The 23,872-nt window shown below is 67.0% G+C and carries 19 protein-coding genes; 13 read left to right on the top strand and 6 right to left on the bottom strand.

All coding sequences use genetic code 11. The annotated features are described in order from the left end of the window. Positions 1-736: 736 nt before the first annotated feature. A complete protein-coding gene (locus DV709_RS08865; protein ID WP_117593756.1) occupies positions 737-2,242 on the bottom strand; it encodes a stage II sporulation protein M in 1,506 nt (501 codons plus the stop codon). Positions 2,243-2,376: 134 nt separating this feature from the next. On the opposite strand from DV709_RS08865, the gene DV709_RS08860 reads away from it, so the two are divergent. Then, positions 2,377-2,997: a transcription antitermination protein gene (locus tag DV709_RS08860; RefSeq protein ID WP_117593754.1), complete on the top strand. Its 621-nt coding sequence runs from the start codon at positions 2,377-2,379 to the stop codon at positions 2,995-2,997. A gap of 202 nt (positions 2,998-3,199) precedes the next feature. Here the strand turns inward: DV709_RS08860 and DV709_RS08855 are convergent, their stop codons facing one another. Then, positions 3,200-3,469 (bottom strand): DUF7553 family protein, encoded by a 270-nt coding sequence (locus DV709_RS08855; RefSeq protein WP_117593752.1) that lies wholly within the window; start codon positions 3,467-3,469, stop codon positions 3,200-3,202. A gap of 76 nt (positions 3,470-3,545) precedes the next feature. On the opposite strand from DV709_RS08855, the gene DV709_RS08850 reads away from it, so the two are divergent. Together DV709_RS08850 and uvrB are read left to right on the top strand one after the other, a co-directional pair. Beyond that, positions 3,546-4,886 (top strand): GNAT family N-acetyltransferase, encoded by a 1,341-nt coding sequence (locus tag DV709_RS08850; RefSeq protein ID WP_157972693.1) that lies wholly within the window; start codon positions 3,546-3,548, stop codon positions 4,884-4,886. Between the two features lie 98 nt (positions 4,887-4,984). Beyond that, on the top strand, positions 4,985-7,045 hold the full coding sequence (gene uvrB, locus DV709_RS08845) for an excinuclease ABC subunit UvrB (protein ID WP_117593748.1): 2,061 nt from the start codon (positions 4,985-4,987) through the stop codon (positions 7,043-7,045). Between the two features lie 39 nt (positions 7,046-7,084). On the opposite strand, the gene DV709_RS08840 is transcribed toward uvrB, so the two are convergent. Then, entirely contained in the window at positions 7,085-7,579 is a 495-nt protein-coding gene (locus tag DV709_RS08840) for a GNAT family N-acetyltransferase (RefSeq protein ID WP_117593746.1), read from the bottom strand. Between the two features lie 258 nt (positions 7,580-7,837). Here DV709_RS08840 and DV709_RS08835 point away from each other — a divergent pair, with 258 nt between their 5' ends. Next, positions 7,838-10,297: a ribonucleoside-diphosphate reductase subunit alpha gene (locus DV709_RS08835; protein ID WP_117593744.1), complete on the top strand. Its 2,460-nt coding sequence runs from the start codon at positions 7,838-7,840 to the stop codon at positions 10,295-10,297. A 33-nt stretch (positions 10,298-10,330) separates the two neighbouring features. Next, on the top strand, positions 10,331-11,323 hold the full coding sequence (locus DV709_RS08830; protein ID WP_117593742.1) for a ribonucleotide-diphosphate reductase subunit beta: 993 nt from the start codon (positions 10,331-10,333) through the stop codon (positions 11,321-11,323). A gap of 1 nt (position 11,324) precedes the next feature. Here DV709_RS08830 and DV709_RS08825 read toward each other — a convergent pair whose 3' ends face one another. Continuing rightward, positions 11,325-12,467 carry an SPFH domain-containing protein gene (locus tag DV709_RS08825; protein WP_117593740.1) on the bottom strand — a complete coding sequence of 381 codons (1,143 nt, stop codon included), beginning with the start codon at positions 12,465-12,467 and terminating at the stop codon, positions 11,325-11,327. Between the two features lie 165 nt (positions 12,468-12,632). On the opposite strand from DV709_RS08825, the gene DV709_RS08820 reads away from it, so the two are divergent. The 3 genes from DV709_RS08820 to DV709_RS08810 all read left to right on the top strand — a co-directional run bounded on the left by DV709_RS08820 (position 12,633) and on the right by DV709_RS08810 (position 14,251). After that, the gene (locus DV709_RS08820; protein ID WP_117593738.1) at positions 12,633-12,827 is read left to right on the top strand and encodes a DUF7554 family protein; all 195 of its coding nucleotides are present in this window, start codon (positions 12,633-12,635) and stop codon (positions 12,825-12,827) included. Positions 12,828-12,936: 109 nt separating this feature from the next. Next, complete coding sequence (locus DV709_RS08815; protein ID WP_117593736.1) at positions 12,937-13,749, top strand: hypothetical protein; 813 nt, start codon at positions 12,937-12,939, stop codon at positions 13,747-13,749. 1 nt (position 13,750) lies between these two features. Beyond that, a complete protein-coding gene (locus tag DV709_RS08810; RefSeq protein WP_117593734.1) occupies positions 13,751-14,251 on the top strand; it encodes a 2'-5' RNA ligase family protein in 501 nt (166 codons plus the stop codon). A gap of 3 nt (positions 14,252-14,254) precedes the next feature. Here DV709_RS08810 and DV709_RS08805 read toward each other — a convergent pair whose 3' ends face one another. Both DV709_RS08805 and DV709_RS08800 read right to left on the bottom strand, forming a co-directional pair. Further along, complete coding sequence (locus DV709_RS08805; protein WP_117593732.1) at positions 14,255-15,595, bottom strand: cytochrome P450; 1,341 nt, start codon at positions 15,593-15,595, stop codon at positions 14,255-14,257. 78 nt (positions 15,596-15,673) lie between these two features. After that, complete coding sequence (locus DV709_RS08800; RefSeq protein WP_117594203.1) at positions 15,674-17,842, bottom strand: ATP-dependent DNA helicase; 2,169 nt, start codon at positions 17,840-17,842, stop codon at positions 15,674-15,676. Positions 17,843-18,659: 817 nt separating this feature from the next. Here DV709_RS08800 and DV709_RS08795 point away from each other — a divergent pair. The 5 genes from DV709_RS08795 (at position 18,660) to argC (ending at position 23,837) form a co-directional block, all read left to right on the top strand. Then, positions 18,660-19,913 (top strand): argininosuccinate synthase, encoded by a 1,254-nt coding sequence (locus DV709_RS08795; protein WP_117593730.1) that lies wholly within the window; start codon positions 18,660-18,662, stop codon positions 19,911-19,913. 3 nt (positions 19,914-19,916) lie between these two features. Beyond that, complete coding sequence (gene argH, locus DV709_RS08790) at positions 19,917-21,389, top strand: argininosuccinate lyase (RefSeq protein WP_117593728.1); 1,473 nt, start codon at positions 19,917-19,919, stop codon at positions 21,387-21,389. A gap of 368 nt (positions 21,390-21,757) precedes the next feature. Beyond that, positions 21,758-21,928, top strand: a complete 171-nt coding sequence (lysW, locus tag DV709_RS08785; protein WP_058583370.1) for a lysine biosynthesis protein LysW — start codon at positions 21,758-21,760, stop codon at positions 21,926-21,928. A 2-nt stretch (positions 21,929-21,930) separates the two neighbouring features. Continuing rightward, positions 21,931-22,803 carry a lysine biosynthesis protein LysX gene (lysX, locus tag DV709_RS08780; RefSeq protein WP_117593726.1) on the top strand — a complete coding sequence of 291 codons (873 nt, stop codon included), beginning with the start codon at positions 21,931-21,933 and terminating at the stop codon, positions 22,801-22,803. Beyond that, positions 22,800-23,837, top strand: coding sequence for an N-acetyl-gamma-glutamyl-phosphate reductase (argC, locus tag DV709_RS08775; RefSeq protein WP_117593724.1), 1,038 nt, complete (start codon positions 22,800-22,802; stop codon positions 23,835-23,837). The genes lysX and argC overlap by 4 nt, the downstream gene beginning before the upstream one ends. Positions 23,838-23,872: the final 35 nt, after the last annotated feature.

Below are 23,872 nucleotides of genomic sequence, written 5' to 3'. Positions count from 1 at the left end.
ATATTAGGTCATCGTCCGCGGCGGGTGCGGTTCGAGAGAACCGACGACGCGACGGCACGGGTGTTGAGCGACCGCCGGTCGCGGTGGCGCGAGACGCACCGCTCGTCGGGCGTTGGTTCGAGGATGGGGGAGAACGAGGCCGCTGCCCCGTCAAAACACGGTACGTCCGGAGTGCATGGCTTTGGCAAGTTCGTTGGCACGCGAACTGTGATGGGTCCGGGGCGTCCGTGCTCGCGTACTACTGTAGCGACCCTATCCACTAAACGACTGTACCACACAAATGAGGTTCCGGGTCGATTGGTCGTTTCGGAGGGTAACGTCGTTGCAGTCGACACTCTCGCGGTCGGCGCTCTCGCTGCCGGCACTCCCGCGGCCGACGCTCCCGAAGCCACACCCTCGCGGCCGGCGCTGCGGTCGCGGCGGAGGACAGACGTCGTCCGATACCGAGGCGCGTCGCTCGGAGACGAACGTTCGAGAGAAAAACGAGGCGAGTGCCCCGTAACGCGGCGCACCGGGACTGCATGGCTTGGCTAGTTCGTTGGCACGCGAACTGTGTAAGGTCCGGCGCATCCGCGCTGTGCATATCTCGATAGTATCTCTGTCCATTAAACTCTCTTCCCTAACGAATTAGGCATTCGTGCTGGAGAAAACGAAACCCACGGGACGACGAATGGGAAACCAGCCAAACTGTGTTTCGGAGCTAGTCGTTCGGCGGTCGGATGCCGCAGTCAGCGCGTCATCCTCCGAGCACGAACGCGGCGATTCGCGGGGTCAGAAACGCTTCGACGAACGACGCGACGACGAAGACGACCGCCAGTCCGACGAGCACGCGGAACGCGTACCGGAGCGCCTCGGCCACCGTCGCCGCGCCGTCGCGGCCCCGGTACGCGCGCCAGCCGACGACACCGAGATGCAGTCCGAGTGCGCCCGCGACGACCAACCCGGGTAGTTCGACGACGCCGTGCGGGGCGACGAGCGCCAGAAACGGCACTAGCTCGAAGATTCCGGCGAGCGCACCGATGAGCACGCCGTTGAACGCCAGACTGACCGCCGCCGGGACGCCGAGTGCGAGACCACCGTACGCGCTGCCGGCGGCGACGAGCCAGTTGTTCGCGGCGATGTTGACGAACGTGCCCACCGGGAAGACGCCGAAGACGCCGGCGACGTCGCCCGACGCGCCGATGCGGACGCCGTACCCCGACGTCGCGGCGTAGCCCGCGAGGATGCTGCCGGCCAGCACGAGCGTCGAGACGAGGTTCCACCCCGGGTGGTCGACGACGAACCGTCCGAGCGCGCTGACACCGTCTCGCGTACTCGCGGCGACGCGCCGCCGCCGCGTGGGTCGGTCGCCGCTCCCCGCGCCGTCGCGCTCACCGATGCCGCGCTCGGCGTACAGCGACGTTTTGAACCCGTCGAAAATCGGCGAGACGAGCAGTATCGACAGCAGCGCTCCCGCCTGTGTCGCGCCCAAAAAGCCGGCCGTTCCGACGACGACGCTGTTGCCGACGAGCGCCGCCGCGGCGACGAGCACGTAGAACAGGAAGTCGACGGGTCGCCGAACCGGGAACCGGGCGCTCGCACCGAGGGCGCCGGCCAGTCCGTCGTCGTCGACGACGAGCGACTGCTCGGTGAACGCTAACAACAGACCGACGACGAGCGCGAGCGCTACGCCGACGAGCGACACGAGGGCGGCCGCGAGCGCACCCGCGGGGCCGAGCGTGAGCAGCACGGCGGCGAGGGCGACGGTCACGGAGAGGAGACCCCCGAACAGCACTACCCTGACGAGGGAGAAGCCGACGAACGACAGCCAGAGCCGACTCGCGCCGCGGACGCCTTCGAGCGTCGGGTCTCCACCGTCGATTGCGGCGAGCACCGCCGACAGCGTGCCGGCACGGACGGCGGCCGTGACGAGGAGGCTGACCGCGACCGACGCCAACACGGCGAGCGCGAAAACGGTGACCGTCAGCGGCGTCACGACGACGGCCAGCGCCTCGGCGAGGCCGGTCGGTTCGGTCGGTTCGGCGGCGTTGAGCGCACTGAAGTCGACTTGCTGGATGCGCTCGGCGAAGGTATCGAGCCTGCCGCTCGACGAGAGAACGGCGAGGACGACGGCGACACCGACGAACAGCGGCACGCGAGCGACGACGCCGGCGCCCGCCGTCAGGAGGTAAAACGGCAGGACGGCGACGGGGTAGCGGTCCGGAAGGCGGAATCCGGTGTGGAGGGCTGTGGAGATTCGCACGTTCGACGGTTGACATCCACCCCCCTAACTGTACCTCTCGGTGAGCGTTCGGCCGCCGTCAGCACCCGGTGTGTCGCTGTAGCGAACGGGTCGACGACGGAGGTTACAAACACCCGACTCGCGTACGTCGTCACATGAACGGTAGTCGACTCATCGAGACGCTGCGCGACGACCACGAAACCGCTCTCTCCCGGCTCGGTTCCTCCAAGGCGCTGTACGCGCTCACCGGCGGCGAGATGGACGCACCGGCGGTGCGCGCGGCCGCCCGCGACGAGGCAGAGACGGCCGCTCGCATCTTCGAGGAGTGGGCCGAGAGCGAAGGCGACGGCGACGCCGCCGACCTCTTCTCGGCCGTCGCCGACGCGGAAGTCGACCACCGCGACGCCGTCGAGAGCGACGAGGCCGACCCGGACACCGACCGTCGGCTGTACGAGACGCTCGACGGGTTCGAAACCACCGAAGAACGGGTCGGCGGCCTCCTCGCGCGCTCGATAGTCGCCGGTCGTCTCGCCGGGCAGATGGTCGGGTTCTTCGTCGGCAGCGCCGACACCTCCTCGGCGGACGCGTTCCGCGGCATCCGCGACGACTACGACGACCAACTGGACCGCGCCGCCGAAACGCTCGACGGCGTCTGCGAGGACGACGCCGACTGGGAACGCGCCCGCGCCGCTGCCGACGCCGTCGTCGACGCCGCGTACGACCACTACGTCGAGACGCTCGAATCGATGGGCGTCGAGCCGAAAAACGTCTGCTGACCGCCGAAACTGACCGTTCTCTACGGTTGACGCTCTCGATTCTCCACGCGAACCGAAGGGGTCGTACCGGTCGCCGAGAGCTGACGAGTCTGTCGCCGAGAGCTGACGAGCCTGTCGTCGAGAGCTGACGAGCCTGTCGTCGAGAGCCGCCGAGCCCGTCGTCGAGAGCTTCCGGGCCTGTCGCCCGTCTGACCGGTCGCGTTCAGACGCCGGAGACGCCGGAGCGATACTCCGTGACGGCCTCGCTCGCCGCCTCGACGTGCGCTTTCGCCTCCCCGTCGAGTTGCGCTGCAATCTCTCGCAGCGCGTTCAGATGTCTGTCGAGGCGACCGTGGTCGGGTCCTCGGTCCCGACCCGCGAGGTCGGCGAACGTTTCGGACTGCTTCAGCAGTCGCTCTCCGAGCGTGCCGTCGGTCAGTTCGCTCGCCTCACGGAGTTCGTCGCTCGCTCGCCGGAGCGGTTCTCGTTCCATGCCGCTACATACCTCGGGAACCGGCAAAGCGGTTCGGAAACACGCTGTCGCCGTTTGGACGCACTTACCGCCGGGTATGGAGCGAGTAACAATGTCGATTCTCTCGAAACGGCTACCGATGACCGCGTCGACCGAAGAGAGTCACGACCCGAACGACCGTGACGAGTCCCGGTCCGGGGCGACCGACCGCCCCGCCGACGGAAGCGAGACGACCACCGCCGAAGCGCCATCTCCCGAGACGACCATCGACGACCGCGATGCCGACGACTCGCCCGACGACGAGACGGCTGCCGACGCCGTCGCCCCCGTGCTACGACCGTTCGAGTCCGACGACCGCGATGCACTCGGTTCGTTGTACGAGACGGCCACCGGGGAGCCACTGGACCCGGCGTGGTTCCGCCGGCTGTTCGTCGACAACCCGTTCGATCTCGGTACGATTCCGATACACGTCGCCGAAGACGACGGCGAACTCGTCGCTGCACAGCTGTCGGCGGCCGTCCGCGTGCGGGTCGGTACCGATGTCGTGACCGCCCTCCACACTATCGACCGCCTCGTTCACCCCGACTACGAGGAAACGGACCTCTCCGAGCGACTCTCGACGGCCGCCGAGGAGCGATACGCCGACTCACCGGTCGCTTTCGCGTTCGACTTCCCCGGCGAGGACGCCGTCGGCGACGCGCTCGACTCCGGTTACCGCGCCGTCGACGAGATGCCGACGTACTATCGGATTCAGAACCCGGCGGCGCTCGCAGCCCGGCGGGGTCGCACTGCCGGTGCGCTCGGCCGACTCGGCGGCGTCGTCGCTCGCGGCTACCTCGGTGCGAAACGTCGCCGAATCGGCGTGGACCGCGACGTCGCCGTCTCCCGCGTCGACGGCGTCCCCGCCGACCGACTCGCAGCGCTGGCCGAGCGGGTCGACGCCGACGGCGCCCGCGCCGTCCGCGACGCCGAGTTCTACGGCTGGCGGTTCGGCGACGGCGGAACGTACCGGACGTACTTCGCCGCCCGCGACGGCGAAGCGGTCGCCGCTGTCGTCGTCGCCGACCGGACCGAGGAGAACGGCCGCGTCAGTTTGGTCGACGTGCTCCCGGCCGACCGGGCCTCCTCGACCGAGGCGGCGGACGACTCGACCCCCGTCCGCGATGCGGTACGGACGCTGCTCGTCGCCGTCGCCGAACAGCACGCCGACGCGGACCTCCTGACGGCGTTCGGGTCGGCGTTTCCCGAGGGTGCGATGCGCGCGGCCGGATTCGTCTGCGACAGCGACTACCCGTTGTCGACTCTGACGTCGCAGGCGACGCTCGTCGCGTACCCGTACGTCGACGACGTGAGCAACGCCGACTCCTGGCGCTGCGGCGGCGAGATGCTCACCGACGGAACCGTCTGGTCGGCGACGATGGCCGACCACCTGTTCTAGTCGAACCGGCTTCCGTTTTCGGCCCCTCTTTCGGCCACGAGCGACCCGAACCGATGCCTGTCGTGCCCGTAAAGTAGCTCCACCACGTACGACAGTCGATGAGTGACACCGACTCCGGACCGCTGTCGCCCGACCGGCCGGGAGCCGACCGACGGTTCCGCGTCGACGCGCCGTTCGACCCCGCAGGCGACCAACCGGAGGCCATCGAGCGGTTGGCGGACGGCTACGCCAGCGGCATGAAGAACCAGACGCTGCTCGGCGTGACCGGCAGCGGGAAGACCAACACCGTCTCGTGGACCATCGAGGAGGTCCAGAAACCGACGCTCGTCCTCGCACACAACAAGACGCTCGCCGCCCAGTTGTACGAGGAGTTCCGCAATCTCTTCCCCGACAACGCCGTCGAGTACTTCGTCTCCTACTACGACTACTATCAGCCGGAGGCGTACCTCGAACAGACCGACACGTACATCGACAAGGACATGTCCATCAACGAGGAGATAGACCGCCTGCGCCACAGCGCGACGCGGTCGCTTCTCACCCGCGACGACGTCATCGTCGTCGCCTCCGTCTCGGCCATCTACGGCCTCGGTGACCCGCGTAACTACAAGGACATGGCCTTGGAGCTGGAGGTCGGCGAGGAGATAGACCGCGACGAACTGCTGAAGCGACTCGTCGACCTCAACTACGAGCGCAACGACGTCGACTTCTCGCAGGGCACGTTCCGCGTGCGCGGCGACACCGTCGAGGTGTTCCCGATGTACGGCCGCTACGCCGTCCGCGTGGAGTTCTGGGGCGACGAGGTCGACCGGATGATGAAGATTGACACTTTGCAGGGCGAGGTCGTCTCCCAGGAACCGGCCGTCCTCTTCCACCCGGCGGAGCACTACTCTATCCCCGAGGAGCGCCTCCGGCGCGCTACCGAGGAGATCGAGGAACTGATGGAGCAGCGAGTTCGGTACTTCGAGCGCAACGGCGATCTGGTCGCCGCCCAGCGCATCGAAGAGCGCACGACGTTCGACCTGGAGATGCTCCGGGAGACGGGCTACTGCTCGGGCATCGAGAACTACTCGGTCCACATGTCCGACCGCGAGTCGGGCGAAGCGCCGTACACCCTTCTCGACTACTTCCCCGACGACTTCCTCTGCGTCGTCGACGAGAGCCACGTCACCCTCCCCCAAATCAAGGGGCAGTTCGCGGGCGACAAATCCAGAAAGGACTCGCTCGTCGGTAACGGCTTCCGACTCCCGACCGCCTACGACAACCGCCCGCTGACGTTCGAGGAGTTCGAGGAGAAGACCTCGAACCTCCTCTTCGTCTCGGCGACGCCCGGCGACTACGAGCGCGAGCACTCCGAGCGGATCGTCGAACAGATCGTCCGCCCGACCCACCTCGTCGACCCGAAAGTCGAAGTGACGGAGGCGACGGGGCAGGTCGACGACCTGATGGACCGCATCGACGACCGCATCGAGCGCGACGAGCGCGTCCTCGTGACGACGCTCACCAAGCGGATGGCCGAGGACCTCACCGAGTACCTCGAAGAAGCGGGCGTCGAGGTGGCGTACATGCACGACGAGACCGACACGCTCGAACGCCACGAACTCATCCGCGACCTCAGGTTGGGGAACATCGACGTGCTCGTCGGCATCAACCTCCTCCGGGAGGGGCTGGACATCCCTGAAGTCTCACTTGTCGCCATCCTCGACGCCGACCAGGAGGGGTTCCTCCGCTCGGAGACGACGCTCGTCCAGACGATGGGCCGCGCCGCCCGCAACGTCAACGGCGAGGTCGTCCTCTACGCCGACGAGATGACGAACTCGATGGAAGCCGCGATAGAGGAGACCCAGCGCCGCCGCGAGATTCAGACCGAGTTCAACAAAGAGCACGGTTACACGCCCGAGACCATCCAGAAGGAGGTCGGCGAGACCAGTCTCCCCGGAAGCGACACCGATACCTCGGACACCTCCGTCGACGACGTCGAGGACGCCGACGACGCCGCCCGGAAGGTCGAACTGCTTGAAGAGCGGATGGACGAGGCGGCGAGCAACCTCGAGTTCGAACTCGCCGCGGACATCCGCGACCGGATTCGGGAACTCCGCCGGGAGTTCGACCTCGACAGCCCCGACGACGGCGTCGCCCCCGAACTCGACCCCGAGTTCTGAGCCGGTCTCGGTTTCGCGTCCCGGATTCGAGTTCGGCGACTACGCCGCCGAGAGCTCCTTCCGATAGACGGTTTCTCTGTAGTTTTCGCCGCCCATCGTCACCTCTCCTTCGCCCCTCTTCTCGAAGCCGAGGGTACGGTAGAACTCGTTTCCCATCTCGTTGTCCGCGAGGACGATAGCCTCCAGTCGGTGCATGTTGAAATCTTCGAGGTCCGAGCGGAGTCGCTCGTACAGCGCCGAGCCGACGCCGTCGCGCCAGTGGTCGGGGTCGACGTAGAGGCGAACGATGTCGCCCTGCTCGGCTTCGACCACGCCGTGACAGAACCCGACTATCTCGTTCGCTCTCTCGGCGACCAGAAACGCCGTCCCCGGCCTGTCGAGCGCCTCGGCGAGCGTCTCGTCGGAGTACCACTCCGAGACCGTCTCCTCCACCGTCTCTCTGCCGAGTATCTCGTCGTACGTCGCCTCCCAGGACCGCCGGGCGACGCGCTGTATCGCGGGAATATCGTCCGTCTTCGCCGGTCTCACTCGCATGTGATACTGTAGCACGTCAGTGCAGAAATCCGTTATTCGGGGTCGTTGATACGACTGCCGTGCGCTCGGCGAAAACAAACGAAATTGTACTACTGAAAGCTACGTTGGAAACACTTATGGCGCTCCCGTCGGTCATCACGCGATACACGGTTCGACCGCGCCGACGCGTCGCTATGGACGCTCTCGGCCGTTCTCCGGCGAGTTACGACGCCGTCCAGCGACGCGGCCGTCGGGGCCGAACCCACACTACCCTCAGACATGAGCCAGACCACCGATACCCACATCGAGACCGCTCGTTCGGTGCTCGCGGACGCCTGTCGCGGCCGCGACGCCATCGACGACACCGACCGTCTCGCCGACGCCGCCGAGCGAAAACTGTACGACGGGGCGTCAGTCGACGAGGTGTACGAGGCCGTCATCGACGTGCTCACCGCGCGCGTCGAGCGCGACCCGGCGTTCGACGCCGCGGCCGCCGACGCGTTCCGCCGCCGCTACTACCGGAACCTGCTCGGCGACGACCTGCGCGGCGACGACCTCGACGCCGCCTACCGCGAGTCGTTCCGCGAGGGCATCGAGCGCGGCGTCGCCGAAGACCTGCTCGACGAGCGCATGCTCGCCTACGACCTCGACGAGCTCGCGGAGACGCTCTCGCTCGACCGCGACGAGCAGTTCGGCTACATGGCGATGGAGACGCTCGAGAAGCGCTACTTCCTCCGGACGAACGACGGCGAGCGCCTCGAACTGCCGCAGTCGTTCTGGATGCGTGTCGCGATGGGCGTCGCGCTTCGCGAACTCCCCGAGGAGCGCACCGAGCGCGCCAAGGAGTTCTACGAACTGCTGTCGACGCTGCGGTTCGTCCACTCGACGCCGACGCTGTTTCACGCGGGCACCACGCACCCGCAGCTCTCGTCGTGCTACCTCACGACGGTCGACGACGACTTGGAGGACATCTTCGACGCGTACGGCGAGCACGCGAAGCTCTCGAAGTGGTCCGGCGGCCTCGGCAACGACTGGACGGACGTCCGCGCGACGGGCGCGCTCATCGAGTCGACGGGCGTCGAGTCGACGGGCGTCGTCCCGTTCCTCAAGATATCGAACGACGTGACCGCGGCCATCAACCGCTCGGGGAAGCGTCGCGGCGCGGCCTGCGCCTACCTCGAGTGTTGGCACATGGACTTCCCCGCGTTCGTCGACCTGCGGCGCAACACCGGCGACGAGCGCCGCCGCACCCACGACATGAACACCGCGGCGTGGATTCCGGACCTGTTCGTGAAACGCGTCGAAGCGGAGGAGGAGTGGACGCTCTTTTCGCCCGACGAGGTGCCGGAACTACACGGCACCTACGGCCAGGAGTTCGAGGAGTTGTACCGCGAGTACGAGAGGAAGGCCGACGCGGGCGAACTGCGCCAGTACGAGCGCGTCGACGCCGCCGACCTCTGGCGAACGATGCTCACCCGCCTCTTCGAGACGGGCCACCCGTGGCTGACGTTCAAGGACCCCTGTAACGTCCGGTCGCCGCAGGACCACGCGGGCGTCGTCAACTCCTCGAACCTCTGTACCGAAATCACGCTCAACACGTCCGACGACGAGACGGCCGTCTGTAACCTCGGCTCCGTGAATCTCGCGCGGCACGTCGATTCGGGGAACATCGACCGCGAGCGCCTCGCCGACACCGTCGACACGGCGATGCGGATGCTCGACAACGTCGTCGACCTGAACTTCTACCCGACCGACGCCGCCGAGCGCTCGAACATGCGACACCGACCCGTCGGCCTCGGCGTGATGGGTTTCCACGAGGCGCTCGTCGACTGCGGCGTTCCGATGGCCTCCGAAGACGCCATCGAGTTCGCCGACGAGGCGATGGAGTTCGTCTCGTACCACGCCATCCTCGGCTCCTCGCGCCTCGCCCGCGAGCGCGAACCGTACGACAGCTACGAGGGGTCGAAGTGGGACCGCGGGCTGTTCCCGCAGGACACGGTCGAACTCCTCGAAGAAGAACGGGGCCGCGAGACTCCCGTCGACGTGACGGAGACGCTCGACTGGGAACGCGTCAGAGAGCACGTCGAAGCGCACGGGATGCGCAACTCGAACACGATGGCCGTCGCGCCGACGGCGACCATCTCCACCATCGCCGGGACGACGCCCTCCATCGAACCGCGCTACTCGAACCTCTACGTGAAGTCGAACATGTCCGGCGATTTCACCGTCGTCAACGAGACGCTCGTCGAGCAGTTGAAGGAGCGCGACCTGTGGGGTCCCGAACTGCTCGACCACGTCAAGTACCACGACGGGTCGATTCAAGAGATAGACGCCATCCCGGAATCGCTACGCGAACTCCACCGCAGCGCCTTCGAAATCGACCCGCGACACCAGCTCCGGCTGTCGGCGCAGCGCGCCGTCTGGGTCGACCAGAGCCAGTCGCACAACGTGTTCTTCCCCTCGACGGACGGGACGCTGCTCGACGACGTCTACCGGACGGCGTGGGAACTCGGGCTGAAGACGACGTACTACCTGCGGACGCTCGGCGCGAGCCAGATAGAGAAGTCGACGCTCGACATGGCCGAGTACGACGATACGCAGTTGCGCGGCGACGACGGCGAGAACAGCGACGGAGGCGACGGAGCTGACGCCGACAGCACCGCCGCCGACGAGTGGGAGTCCGACGAGTCCTGCGACCTCCCGAGCGTCGAGGACCCGACCTGCGACGCCTGCCAGTAACGCCCGCCGACCGTCCTTCACCACCAGCCACCGATGCCCATACTCAACGACGACAGCCAGCACGACCCGAACAAGATACTGCCCATCGAGTACGACTGGGCCCGCGAGTACTACAAGGCGGGCGTCGCCAACAACTGGGTGCCCGAGGAGGTGCCGATGCAGGACGACGTCTCCCAGTGGTCCGGCGACGAACTCACCGACGCGGAGCGCCGACTCGTCGAGTGGAACCTCGGCTTCTTCTCGACGGCGGAGTCGCTGACGGCGAACAACATCGTCCTCGCCGTCTACGACTACGTGACGGCTCCCGAGTGCCGTCAGTACCTCCTGCGGCAGGCCTACGAGGAGGCCATCCACACGGACACGTTCATCTACTGCTGCGACAGCCTCGGCTTCGACCCCGAGTACCTCTACGGGATGTACGACCGCGTCCCGAGCATCGAGGAGAAGGACGCGTTCGTCGTCGACCTGACCCGCGCCGTCGACGACCCGGCGTTCACTATCGACACCGACGACGACCTCCGGGCGTTCCTGCGGGACCTCGTCGGCTTCTACGTCATCATGGAGGGAATCTTCTTCTACGCGGGCTTCGCGATGATGCTCGCGCTCAAGCGGCAGGGGAAGATGGTCGGCGTCGGCGAGCAGTTCGAGTACATCATGCGCGACGAATCGCTGCACCTGAACTTCGGCGTCGACCTCGTCAACACCATCCGCGACGAGAACCCCGGCGTCTGGACCGACGACTTCGACGCCGAGATTCGAGAGCTCGTCGTCGAGGCGGTCGAACTCGAACAGATCTACGCCGAGGAGGCCTGCCCGCCCGACCTGTTCGGCATGAGCGCCGAGCAGTTCGCCGAGTACGTCGAGTACGTCGCCGACCGTCGCCTCGGGCAACTCCGGATGGAAGCGGAGTTCGAGACGGGGAACCCGTTCCCGTGGATGTCCGAGCAGGTCGACCTCAACAAGGAGAAGAACTTCTTCGAGACGCAGGTGACCGAGTACCAGTCCGGCGGCTCGCTCGACTGGTAGCTCAGTTCCGCTCGGTTTCGACCTCGGTACCTTCCGGAACGACGTCGACTATCTGCTCTCGTTCTCCGTCACCCATCCCGTCGAGAATCTCTTCGACGTCGTCGAGGCCGAGCATCTCGCGGGTCTCCTCGTCGAACGACTGTGAGTCGAGTCTCGGCGTCGACTCGCTCACGTCGCTCCCCGATAGCTGCTTGCCGTAGCGGCCGACGAGCGACGTGAGTTCCTGCGGGAGGATGAACGTCGTCGACTCGCTGGAGCCGATTTCGCCGAGCGTCTCCATGCCTTTGTCGATGATAGCGCGTTCGCCCATCGATTCGGCCGCGCGCGCCCGCAACACCGTCGAGATGGCGTCACCCTGTGCTTCGAGAATCTGGCTCTGCTTCTCGCCCTGCGCGCGGATGATGTTCGACTGCTTCTCGCCCTCCGCCCGCTCGACGGCGCTGCGCCGTTCACCTTGGGCTTCGAGGATCATCGCGCGGCGGCGACGCTCGGCGGAGGTCTGTTGCTCCATCGCGGCCTCGACGTCCCTGCTGGGTTTCACCTCCCGGACTTCGACCGATTCGACGCGGATGCCCCACTCGTCGGTGGGTTCGTCGAGTTCCTCGCGGATTCGCGCGTTGATCTCGGCGCGCCGCGACAGCGTCTCGTCGAGTTGCATGTCGCCGAGGACGGCGCGGAGCGTCGTCTGCGCGAGGTTCGACGTCGCGGTGACGTAGTCCTCCACTTCGAGGAACGCCTTCTTGGCGTCCACCACGCGGATGTAAACGATGGCGTCGGCGGTCACCGGCGAGTTGTCCTCCGTGATGGCCTCCTGCCGGGGAACGTCGAGCGTCCGTGTTCGCATGTCGAAGCGGTGCGCCTGTGAGACGAACGGCGGCACGAGGTTGAGGCCGGGTTCGAGCAGTTTGCGGTACTCGCCGAACACCGTCAGCGCGCGTTTCTCGTACGCCTGAACGATTTCGACGGCGCTGACCAACGTGGCGACGACGAGACCGAGCACCAGCAGGCCGACGATACTCGCCGGCGTGATAGGGACGAGCGTGAGCGCGACCGACGCGGCGACGACGAGAAAGAGGGCAGTCCACAGTTGTTTGGGGACGCCTCTCGCCGTTGTCCGCCCGAGTTCGCGAAAGAGGCTTGCCATACAGTGCCTAGCGACCGACCGAAGATAAGTGTCACTCGCGATTCACCGCTTTCGCGTCGCCGACCCCTTCGCTTCCACTGCAGAGTGTGACGAACTCCCATCCAACTGTCGACGGGTCGAGAGGTAGCCGGAGCATTTTTGCGTACCGAACAGTCACGTCAGTGTATGAGTCGCAGTCGCGCGGAACTCGACGTCGAGGACCTCCTGAAGGTCGTGTTGGTTCTCGTCGTCGTCTGGCTCGTGCTCGAAATCGTCGGGACCGCACTCGGCATCGTCGGCGGACTGCTCGGCCCGCTGCAGCCGTTGCTGGGTCTCGCCGTCGTGGCGCTCATCGTGCTCTGGTTCTTCGACCGGCTCTGAACTCGTCGACCGGCTCTGAACCCGTCGCCCCGCTACGCGCGCGCGTGGTCCCGTCTCTCCCGTGCGCGCACCTGCCGGATTTTTGTACTTCCGTGCGTAGTCGGTGCCGATGACGACACCGACCAGTTCCCGCCGGACGTTTCTCCGCCGCGTCGCCGCGGCGAGTACGCTCGGCGTCGCGACGGTCGGCTGTCTCGGTCGTGCGCCACCGGTCGTCGTTGCCACTGCGAGCGAGTCGATGTCGCTCACGGCCGACTCGGACCGACTCGACGAACGCACGTTCGCCGGCTACGTCTCCCGGATGGACCGTCGGTACGGCGACGGCGGCGTCTGGGGAACCGGCGAGGCCCCCGCACCGACGGAGGTCGACTTCGAGAACGGGACGCGGCTCTCGCTTCGGGCCACCCTCGACGGCGACGCGTACGCCGTCGCCGACGCCGCCATCGCCCGCTACGGGCTCCGTCGCTTCGACACCGACGGCCGCCGCCACGTCGCCTACTGGCTCTGGTGTGCGGCCAGACCGCTGAACGACTCGGTGTGGCTCGACGCGGTCGGCCGCTCCATCGGTGTCGCGCTCACGAGCTTCGAGGTGGGACTCGACCTCGATTCCGCCACCGAACTGCTCGACTCCGCGCCGACCGCGCGGGTGAGCGGCCCGCGGGCGGTATCGGTCGCGGCGACGGGCGAGGGCGGTGGCGGCGCGACGTTCGGCGTCGACTTCCCGCTCCGTGACGGTCGGCTCCGCCCCCGCGTCGCCGACGGCGCGGACGAGGGCGGGCGCGACAGCTACCGAATCGGGTGGCGCGGCCGGTTCGACGGCGTCCAGTCGGTGAACGGGCTCTGTCTCGTCGGCGAGTCGGCGACCTCACCCGACTACGCCACCGACTGGCACGCGTCGCTCTCGGCGGCGGGGTGGATCTGACGTGAGCTACAGCCTCAACGTCCCCGTGCCGGGGTCAGTCCAGCGGTTGGCCGACGAACTCTACCCGCGGTTGACCGCGTTCGAGACGATACGGGACCGCCACACGCTCGTCGTCAAGCGATTCGAGAACCAGTCGTACGACCGTCTCCGCGAGACGCTTCGTCTGCCGCTGGCGAACGAACCGACGTTCGAGGCGCGAGTTACGGGCATCGACGCGTTCGAGCGACCGACCCGCGGCGACGGCCCCGTCGTCTACCTCGTCGTCGACAGCCCCGGCCTCCTCGCGCTTCACGACAGACTCGTCGACCGGTTCGACGCGATAGCGGGGCTGGAGGGCGACGACTACGTCCCGCACGTGACGCTCGCCCGCGGCGGTTCTCCGTCCGCGGTCGACGCGCTCCGAAACGCCGAATTCGACCCGGTGACGTGGACCGTCTCCGAACTCGACGTCTGGAGCGCGGAGTACAGAGAAGTCGTCGGGACGGTTCCGCTTCGGGGGTAGCGGCTATCGTTCACGTGCGTGCAACCGCATCTCCATCGGATTCCGCGGATGCATCGTCAGCGACCCACGAAGCGTGAGCGGGTCGTCCTCACCGACGTACTCCAGCGAGTACTTCCGGGCGACGGTGCCGAGAATCAACTTGGCTTCGAGCATCGAGAACTGCTTGCCGATGCAGTGGCGCGGGCCGGCCCCGAACGGGAAGTACGAGAGCCGCGGACGCTTCGAGCGCTCGGCGGGCGTCCAGCGGTCCGGGTCGAATTCGAGAGGGTCGTCGTAGTATCTCGAAGAGCGGTGGACCGCCCACTGCGGGAGCATCACTGCCGCTCCCTCTGGTACCCGGTACCCGCCGAGTTTCACGTCGACGAGCGGTTCGCGGAACAGCGTGTACACCGGCGGGTACAGGCGCATCGTCTCCTGTAGCACCTGTTCTGTGTACCGCATCTTTCGCGTATCCCGCGCCGTGGGTGGGTCGTCGCCGAGCACCTCGTCGAGTTCGGCGTGAACCTTCTGCTCTACGTCGGGATGCTGCGAGAGCAGATACCACGTGTACGTGAGCGTCAGCGCGGTGGTGTCGTGGCCCGCCAACAGCATCGTCATCATCTCGTCGCGCAACTGCCGGTCGGTCTGTTCGCCGCGCGCCTGCGCACGCATGAGAATCGAGAGGAGGTCCATCCGCGAGGGGTCGTTCTCGGTTCCCCTGCGTTCGCCGACGATCTCGTCGATGATTCCTTCGAGCACTTCGATGGCCTCGCGGTACTCGCGGTTCTCCCGCGTCGGCGCCCAGTCGGGGACGAGGAAGCGCCGCGGGTCCGGTTCGAATCGCGCGCCGAGCGGTTCGAGGTGTTCCTGTACCCGCTGGACGCGGTCGTCGCCCGCCGTCGACCCGAACATCGCCTCGACGATGATTTTGACCGTCAGCCGCGCCATCTCGATCTGGACGTTCAGCGTCTCGCCGTCGCGCCATTCGTCGAGCATCGCCTCGGTGTAGTCGGTCATCGTCCCGTCGAGCGAGGCGATGCGCTGCATGTTGAACGCCGGTTGCGCCAACTCGCGCTGCTCGCGCCACGTTTCGCCCTCGCTCAGGAGCAACCCCTCGCCGAGCAGGTCGCCGATGGCGTCGTCCTGAAACCGCGGTTTTCGGTATCTCTCGGCTTCGCTCACCAGCACCGTCTCGATGTCCTCGGGGTTCGTGAGCATGTACGTCTCCAGCGGACCGAGGTCGAAGTGGACCACGTCGCCGTAGGCGTCGGCGCAGGCGGTGAGGAAACCGAAGGGGTCTCTCGCGTACTGCTGGCTGCTGCCGAACAGCGGGACACCGCGGGGACCCGGGGGTCGCGCTCGCATATCTCGGCTTAGGATGGGGTGCGGATAAGCGTTCGCCCGAAACGGCTTCTGACCCGCTCTGTCGGCGGAATTGGAGAGCTAGGGACTGGGCGGCTCGCCGTCGTACGCGTCGTGGCCGGCGTAGAAGTTGAGCATGGCGAACTTCAGCTTCTCGGGGCCGACGTCGATGAGTTCCCGCCGCTCCTCCGGCGGGAACGTGTCGCGGACGCCGTACTTGCCCATCGTGTCGCTCGCCGAGGTGTAACGCTTGTCGACGAGCGCGCGAACCCCGAAGTCCTCGGGCGAGCGGATGACCCGCCCGAGCGCCTGCCGGGTCTTTCGAATCGTCGGAATCTCGACGGCGTAGCGCCACCCGGGATCACGGCCTCGGTCGGCGTACGCCCGGTCGTAGGCGTCCTGTACCGCCTCCATCCGCTCCGAGAGGTGCGGGTAGGGGACGCCGACGACGAGGACGGTCCGGGCGTCGTCGCCGTCGAAGCTCACGCCCTCGGCGAGCGTCCCCCACAGCGAGGTGAAGAGTGTCGCGTTCTCGCTCGACACGAACCGCTGGCGGAGGTCCTCGGTGCGCGTACCCGCCTCGTCGAGCATGAGCGAACCCAAGGACGCGCCGCCGAGGCCGCTCCCGCCCAGCATCTCGTAGTAGCGTTGCGCCTCCGCGTAGGAGGGGAAGAAGACGAGCGTGTTTCCGGGGGTGAACCGAATTGCGTCCGAGAGCACGCTCGCGATGGTCTCCTGCGTCGACTCGTCGTTTCGCTCCTTGGCGAAGAGCGCGGGCGTCTGCACCGCGAACGTCCGCCGGTTCTCCTCGGGGTACTCCATCCCGTAGGCGAGGGTGACCGCGTTCTCGATGCCGAGAACGTCCTCGGTCACGTCGAAGGGGCGGAGCGTCGCGCTCATGAGGACGCTCGCGTGGACCTCCTCGAACAGCGACTCGGTCACCTGCCGCGGGATGCAGGTGTACAGTTCGGCGCGGCCGTATATCTCCTCGGTGCCGCTGTCACGTCGGACCGAGACCATCGGATGTTGGCCGAGTTTGGTGCCGTCCTCCATCCACGACGAGAGAAACGCCGCCGCCTGTAGCGTCTGGCACTCCTTCCGACTGGTCGTCTCGCCGTCCTTGTACGCCTGTTCGTACTGCTCGTCGAGCGACTTTCCGAGTTGGAGCGCCAACTCCACCTCCGCGTCGATGCCGCGGCCCTCGTAGCTCTGCAGAAATTCGAGCGTCAGGTCGTCGCGGCGGTCCGGATTGGCGATGCCGACGTCGGACCAGTTCTCGCCGACTTGCTCGCGTTCGCCGAACCCGAAACTCTCGTCGTACGTTCGACGGAGCGCGCCGAGGAACGCTTCGAGCACGTTTGCGGCCGGTTCGCTTCGGGAGTCGTCGGCCTCCTCCAGTTCGTGGAGCGCGCTCTCGATGGTGTTCTCGGTGAGCGTTCGGCTGGCGTGGTCGCGGGCCGCGCCCTCGATGTTGTGTGCCTCGTCGAAGACGGTGATGACGTCGCCGGGGTCGCGGTCCAGCCACCGGAAGAACTGCTCGCGGATCATCGGGTCGAGCAGGTGGTGGTAGTTGCAGACGACGAGGTCGACGCCCTCCATCCCTTCCTTGAGGAGTTCGTACCCGCAGAGGTGGTGCTCGTCGGCGTACTCGTACACGTCGTCGGGCGTGCGCACGTCCTCGAACAGCCACGAGAAGAACTCCGTGTTGTCTCGGACGAGGTTGTTGTAGTAGTGCTCGCAGACGTTCGTCTCGCGGAGGTCCTCCAGTTCGTCGTCTAGCTGGTCGAGTTCGTCCATGACGGCGCTGCGGGCTTCCGCGGCACCCGAGTCGCCGTCGCGGCTCCGTTCGAGCAGTTGCTCCTGGCGGCGTTCGAGCTGTTGTTTGTCCTCTTCCTTCTCGGCCACGGAGCGCGTCGTGTCGCGGAGGCTCTGACACTCCTCGTACCCCACGTCGATGTGGCACATCGACGCCTTCCCGCGGAACACCACGGCCCGAATCGGCTCGGTGCGCGTGATGGCGCGGGCGTCCTCGACGAACTGGCGCATCTGCTGGTGGACGTTCGTCGTGATGACGACCGTCTTGTCGTTCTCGCGGGCGAACTCCAGCGCGGGGACGAGCGCCGAGAGTGTCTTTCCCGTGCCGGGTGCGCCCTCGATGAGCACGTCCTGCTCGCGCGCGAACGCGTTGGCGATGCCGTCCATCGCCGCCCGCTGGTTGGGGTAGGGCTCCTCGTACGGGAAGAACCGCATGTGTCCGTTCGTCTCAGCCACTACTCCCCGCTTGCGCGTCACCGGGTTAAAAGTCTCGGACGTGTGTGTTCGTTCGGTGTCGTTTTCGTAGGAGTCGGTACGGTGAGCGGAGAGACTGAGTGGGGGGACGCCCGATACGGAGTTCGGCGGTCGACTCCGACTGCCGGGCGCACCGAGATACCTCACCCTCCCCAGCCGACTCCTTCGCTCGCGCTTCGCGCTCGCTCAGTCGCCCCTCGCGCATCTCTCGCGCCGACGAGACGGCGCTCCGGCGCGCGCCGGAGGGCGGCTCCGTCCGCCCGATAGATGCGCGAGGGAGCGGTCGACTCTCGTATCGACTGCGAGGCTGGGGAGTTGCCGGAACGCGTTGCGTTCTGGCAGCTCGGCGAGCAAAGCTCGCCGGTGGTCTGAGGGTGCGGCCTCTCGCTGCGCCCGGCAGCGGTCTTCGACTCACCGTTCCCTCTCTCGTTTGTCGACCACGGAGCCATCACAGGACCGTTTCACTCGCAACCCCTCACGACCCCCGAATTCGAACAGCAACGCTTGCCGCCCCGAAAGCGTTTAATAGCGTCCCCATATTACCAATCCAGTAATGACGCGCACTCGCCGCGCCGGACCGGCCGCCCCCGTCCGAGCCGTGCGAGCGCCGCGACCGGGCCTCTAGGCCCTACTCTATCTCACCCCCATCGTCGTCGCACTTTGCTCGAACTGCCAAGTGCAGATTTCCACCTTTTCGGCCGCGTAGCCTCCAGTATTCAATTTTATTCCGAACACCAAAGCGCAGAATTTAATACCCCGAGTGTTCCACCATGGAGTAATGACACGCGTGGCACTCGCGTTTAGCGGCGGACTCGACACGACAGTCTGCGTCCCGCTCCTCGAAGAGGAGTACGGGTACGACGAAGTAATCGGCGTCACGGTCGACGTCGGCCAACCCGAGGAAGAGTTCGAGGAGGCCGAAGAGACGGCCGAGGCGTTGGACCTCGAACACTACGTCGTCGACGCGCGAGCCGAGTTCGCCGACCAGTGCCTCGACTCCGTCCGCGCGAACGCGACCTACCAGGGGTACCCCCTCGGGACGGCGCTCGCGCGTCCGGTCATCGCCGAGGCCATCCTCGACGTGGCGAAGGAACACGGCTGCGAGGGAATCGCCCACGGCTGCACCGGCAAAGGCAACGACCAGCTCCGCTTCGAGGCGGTCTGGCGCGCCTCCGACCTCGAAGTCATCGCCCCCGTGCGCGAACTCGGTCTCACCCGCGAGTGGGAGATGGAGTACGCCGCCGAGAAGGAACTGCCCGTCGAGGGCGGCAACGAGGGCGTCTGGTCCATCGACACCAACCTCTGGAGTCGCTCCATCGAGGGCGGTCAACTGGAAGACCCGGGCTACGTCCCTCCCGAAGAAATCTACGAGTGGACCGACGCGCCCGGTAGCGAGACGGAACTCGTCGAAATCGAGTTCGAGAACGGCTACCCCGTCGCCGTCGACGGCGAGGAGATGGAGCCGCTCGCGCTCATCGAGCACCTCAACGACCTCGCGGGCGCGTACGGCGTCGGCCGCACCGACATGATGGAGGACCGCATGCTCGGTCTGAAGGTGCGCGAGAACTACGAGCACCCGGCCGCCACCGTCCTCCTCACCGCCCACGAGGCGCTCGAAGGTCTCGTCCTCACGAAAGAGGAGCGCGATTTCAAGACGACCGTCGACAACGAGTGGGCCCAGAAAGGCTACGAGGGCCTCGTCGACGCGCCGCTGATGGACTCGCTGAACGCCTACGTCGACGACAGCCAGCAGACGGTGACCGGCACCGTGACGGTTAAGCTACAGGGCGGACAGGCCCGCCCGGTCGCCCGCGAGAGCGAATACGCCGTCTACTCCGAGTCGGCCGCCTCGTTCAACACCGAGACGGTCGACGGCATCGAGCAGGCCGACGCGACGGGCGTCGCCAAGTACCACGGCTTCCAGTCGCGTCTCGCCAACGAGGTGGCGAACAACGTCGAGAAACCCGAACTCGCCGCCGACGGCGGGGCGACGGGCGACGAGACGAACACCGAGAGCGAAGAGGACGAGTAATCCATGACGGAGGAGTCCGCAGGCGACGTCATCCGCCGCGACCGTTTCAGCGGCGGCCCCGCCCGCGACTTCCTCTCCAGCCTCGCGGCCGACGAACGCATCTTCGAGGCCGACCTCGCCGTCGACCGCGCGCACGTCGTGATGCTCGCCGAGCAAGGCATCGTCGACGACGGTGACGCCGCCGATATCCTCGTCGCGCTCGAATCGGTCGAAGACGCGGGACACGCCGAACTGCCCGACGGCGAGGACGTCCACGAGGCCATCGAGGCCGCAGTCATCCAGCGCGTCGGCGAAGACGGCGGGAAGATGCACACCGCCCGCAGTCGCAACGACGAGGTGGCGACATGCATCCGGTACCGCCTGCGCGAGGACGTGCTCGACGCGATAGAAGGAACGCTCGCGCTCCGCGAAGCGCTCCGCGAGACCGCTGCGGAACACACCGAGACGGTGATGCCCGGCTACACGCACCTGCAACCCGCCCAACCCGTCACCGTCGCCCACTACCTGCTGTCGTACGAGGCAGCCGTCGCCCGCGACACGGCCCGTCTTCTGGACGCCTACGGACGCATCAACCAATCGCCCCTGGGCGGTGCGGCGTTCGCGGGCACGCCGTTCGACATCGACCGCGAGCGCACCGCCGACCTGCTCGGCTTCGATTCCGTGCTCGGCAACTCGATGGACGCCTCCTCTTCTCGGGATTTCCTCGCGGAGACGCTCGGCGCGCTCGCGACGCACGCGACGACCATCTCGGGGCTCGCGGAGGACCTCGTCATCTTCGCGAACAAGGGGTACGTCGACCTCTCGGACGACTACTCCTCGACGTCCTCCATCATGCCGCAGAAGAAGAACCCCGACACGCTCGAACTCGTCCGCGGCACCGCGGGCGACGCCGTCGGCGGCCTCACGGGCCTCCTGACGAATCTCAAGGGTCTGCCGCGCGCGTACAACCGCGACCTGCAACTGGCGCACCCGCACGCGTTCCGCGCCGTCGACGCCGTCGTCAACGCGACGGACGTGGCAGCGGGCGCAGTCGCTACCGCGGCGTGGAACGCCGACGAACTGGCCGCGGACGCGGGCGACGGTTTCTCGACGGCGACGGGTGTCGCCGACGCGCTGGCGGCGACGGGGATGCCGTTCCGCACGGCGCACGAGATCGTCGCCGCCGCGGCCGAAGGAATCGACGACGGGGACGACCCGGCAACTACTGCTGCAAAACTTGACGCGGCCGCAGATGACGTTTTAGGGGAGTCCCTCTGGACGCGCGTGAACCGCGAGACCGTCCAAGCCGTGCTCGACCCCGCCGAGAGCGTCGCGACTCGCGACTCGCTCGGCGGCCCCGCGGCGTCGGCGGTCGAGACGCAACTCGACGAGGCGGGGACGCGCTTCGACGACGATGCCGAATCGGTCGCCGCACGGCGCGACGAACTGGCCGAAGCCGACGAGAGATTGCAGGCGGAGGTCGACAGCTATGTCTGAGCGACTGCGAGGACTCCGACGACCGCGAGCCTCGGCTCCGCGACTCCGGCGCCTCCCGCGACGACCGCGAGCGGGGGGCCGACGACCGCGACCGGAACCGCGACCGCTGCCGAAACCGGTCCGAACGGTCGTCGGCGCGCCGCTCCCGCCGCCGTCCTCGGGTGAGGCGGTCGGAACCCGAGGGCTCGCGGGAGTGCCGCTCCCGCCGCCGTCCCCTTCGGGGGACAACATCACTCGGAATCTCGATAAGAAATTCCAAAACGGCGGCGACGAACGCTCTCGACTCGCTTAGCGGCGACTCCGTTATTAATTTTCACAAACAAATTCGCTGCATTTAAGGTTGCTAACCCACAAGCGGTGAGTACACCATGACCGAAGCAGAATGCGCCGAGTGCGGGGCCACGCTGGACCTCGCCGACGACCTCGAAACCGGAGAGATAATCGACTGCGGCACCTGCGGTGCGGAACTCGAAGTCATCGACGTCAACCCGCCGGTCCTCGACCGAGCCCCCGAGCTCGAAGAGGACTGGGGGGAGTAGCTGTGAAGATAGGTATCCTCTACTCGCGCATCCGCAAGGACGAGAAGCTTCTCCTCTCGGAGCTTCGTGAGCGCGGCCACGACGTCACCAAAATCGACGTCCGCAAGCACCAGTTCGGGCTCCACGACACGACCGCGCCCGTCGACGACCTCGACATCGTCGTCGACCGCTGTCTCGCCACGTCGCGCTCGCTGTACGCGACGCGCTTCATCGAGAGCTACGGCGTGCCCGTCGTCAACAGCCCCGAGACCGCCGAAATCTGCGCCGACAAGGCGAAGAACAGCCTCGCGCTCGCTGAGGCGGGCGTGCCCACGCCCGAGACGAAAGTCGCGTTCACGAAGGAGAGCGCAATGGACGCCATCGAGTCGTTCGGCTACCCGTGCGTCCTGAAACCCGTCGTCGGTTCGTGGGGCCGCCTGATGGCGAAGATCGACTCCAGGAGCGCCGCCGAAGCGATTCTGGAGCACAAGGCGACGCTGGGCCACTACGAGCACAAGGTGTTCTACGTCCAGGAGTTCGTCGAGAAGCCCGGCCGCGACATCCGCGTCGTGGCGACCGACGGCGAACCCGTCGCCGCGATGACGCGCTCCTCCGAACACTGGCTCACGAACGCCGCGAAGGGCGGCGAAACGGAGGAGTTCGAGCTGGACGACGAGGCGCTCGAACTCGTCGAGAAGGCCAGCGACGCCGTCGGCGGCGGCCTGCTCGGCGTCGACCTGATGGAGACGGGCGACAGCTACACGGTCCACGAGGTGAACCACACCGTCGAGTTCAAGGCGCTGAACGGGACGACCGACGTCGACGTTCCCGCCGCCGTCGTCGACTGGCTCGAATCGAAAGCGGCCGAGAAGACGGCCGCGGAGGCGCTCGCGTGAGCCTCTCGGCGACCGTCGTCGGCGGCTCCGGTTTCACGGGCGGCGAACTCCTTCGCCTGCTCGCGGGCCACCCCGAGTTCGAGGTCGCGCAGGCGACGAGCCGCCAGTACGACCGCAAGACCGTCGGCTCGGTCCATCCCAACCTCCGCGAACTCGACCTCCGCTTCAGTTCCCCGGAAGACCTCGAATCGGTCGACGTGCTGTTCGCGGCGACGCCCCACGGCGTCTCGATGGAGCACATCGACACCTTTCGGGACGCGGCCGACACCGTCGTCGACCTCTCGGCGGACTTCCGCCTCCAGACGGAAGAGCAGTACGACGAGTGGTACGACGGCCACGTTGCGCCCGAGTACCTGGAGAAATCCGTCTACGCGCTGCCCGAACTGACGCGCGACGAGCTGCCCGGCGCGGACCTCATCGCCGCCGGTGGCTGCAACGCGACGGCGACGATTCTCGGACTCAAACCGCTGTTCGACGCCGGCGTTCTGGACGGCGACGAGCAGGTCGTCGTCGACGTGAAAGTCGGCTCGTCGGAAGGTGGCGCGTCGTCAGGCAAAGCCTCCTCGCACGCCGAGCGCTCGGGCGTCGTCCGCCCGTACGCGCCGACCGGGCACCGCCACGAGGCCGAAATCGAGCAGTTCCTCGGCCTCTCGGTGTCGTTCACCGTCCACGCCGTGGACATGGTGCGCGGGGCGTCGGCGACGTGTCACGTCTTCCCCGACTCGCCCGTCACGAAGGGCGACCTCTGGGGCGCGTACCGCGAGAGCTACGAGGACGAACCGTTCATGCGCACGGTCGCCGGCGGCGGGGGCGTCTACCGCTACCCCGAGCCGAAAGCCGTCGCCGGGACGAACTTCGGGGAGGTCGGCTTCGAGGTCGACCCCGCGAACGAGCGCCTCGTCGTCTTCTCGGCTATCGACAACATGATGAAAGGCTCCGCCGGGCAGGCGGTCCACGCGGCGAACGTCGCGCTCGGACTCGACGAGACCGCCGGACTCGAATTCACCGGCCTGCACCCCGTCGGCTCGCCCTGAGAACCGGATTGGAACAGAACTACGAGAGACACACC

Origin of the sequence: Haloprofundus halophilus, assembly GCF_003439925.1 — an archaeon.
In the GTDB taxonomy this organism is placed as follows: domain Archaea; phylum Halobacteriota; class Halobacteria; order Halobacteriales; family Haloferacaceae; genus Haloprofundus; species Haloprofundus halophilus.
Note: the sequence above shows the minus strand (reverse complement) of the source record. Positions and strands in the feature narration are given on the sequence as shown.

Bases quoted from the DNA above. Each gene is read 5' to 3' on its own strand.
- DV709_RS08860 (WP_117593754.1), top strand. From the start codon at position 2,377: ATGAACGGTAGTCGACTCATCGAGACGCTGCGCGACGACCACGAAACC.
- DV709_RS08855 (WP_117593752.1), bottom strand. From the start codon at position 3,469: ATGGAACGAGAACCGCTCCGGCGAGCGAGCGACGAACTCCGTGAGGCG.
- DV709_RS08850 (WP_157972693.1), top strand. From the start codon at position 3,546: ATGGAGCGAGTAACAATGTCGATTCTCTCGAAACGGCTACCGATGACC.
- uvrB (WP_117593748.1), top strand. From the start codon at position 4,985: ATGAGTGACACCGACTCCGGACCGCTGTCGCCCGACCGGCCGGGAGCC.
- DV709_RS08840 (WP_117593746.1), bottom strand. From the start codon at position 7,579: ATGCGAGTGAGACCGGCGAAGACGGACGATATTCCCGCGATACAGCGC.
- DV709_RS08835 (WP_117593744.1), top strand. From the start codon at position 7,838: ATGAGCCAGACCACCGATACCCACATCGAGACCGCTCGTTCGGTGCTC.
- DV709_RS08830 (WP_117593742.1), top strand. From the start codon at position 10,331: ATGCCCATACTCAACGACGACAGCCAGCACGACCCGAACAAGATACTG.
- DV709_RS08825 (WP_117593740.1), bottom strand. From the start codon at position 12,467: ATGGCAAGCCTCTTTCGCGAACTCGGGCGGACAACGGCGAGAGGCGTC.
- DV709_RS08820 (WP_117593738.1), top strand. From the start codon at position 12,633: ATGAGTCGCAGTCGCGCGGAACTCGACGTCGAGGACCTCCTGAAGGTC.
- DV709_RS08815 (WP_117593736.1), top strand. From the start codon at position 12,937: ATGACGACACCGACCAGTTCCCGCCGGACGTTTCTCCGCCGCGTCGCC.
- DV709_RS08805 (WP_117593732.1), bottom strand. From the start codon at position 15,595: ATGCGAGCGCGACCCCCGGGTCCCCGCGGTGTCCCGCTGTTCGGCAGC.
- DV709_RS08800 (WP_117594203.1), bottom strand. From the start codon at position 17,842: ATGCGGTTCTTCCCGTACGAGGAGCCCTACCCCAACCAGCGGGCGGCG.
- DV709_RS08795 (WP_117593730.1), top strand. From the start codon at position 18,660: ATGACACGCGTGGCACTCGCGTTTAGCGGCGGACTCGACACGACAGTC.
- argH (WP_117593728.1), top strand. From the start codon at position 19,917: ATGACGGAGGAGTCCGCAGGCGACGTCATCCGCCGCGACCGTTTCAGC.
- lysW (WP_058583370.1), top strand. From the start codon at position 21,758: ATGACCGAAGCAGAATGCGCCGAGTGCGGGGCCACGCTGGACCTCGCC.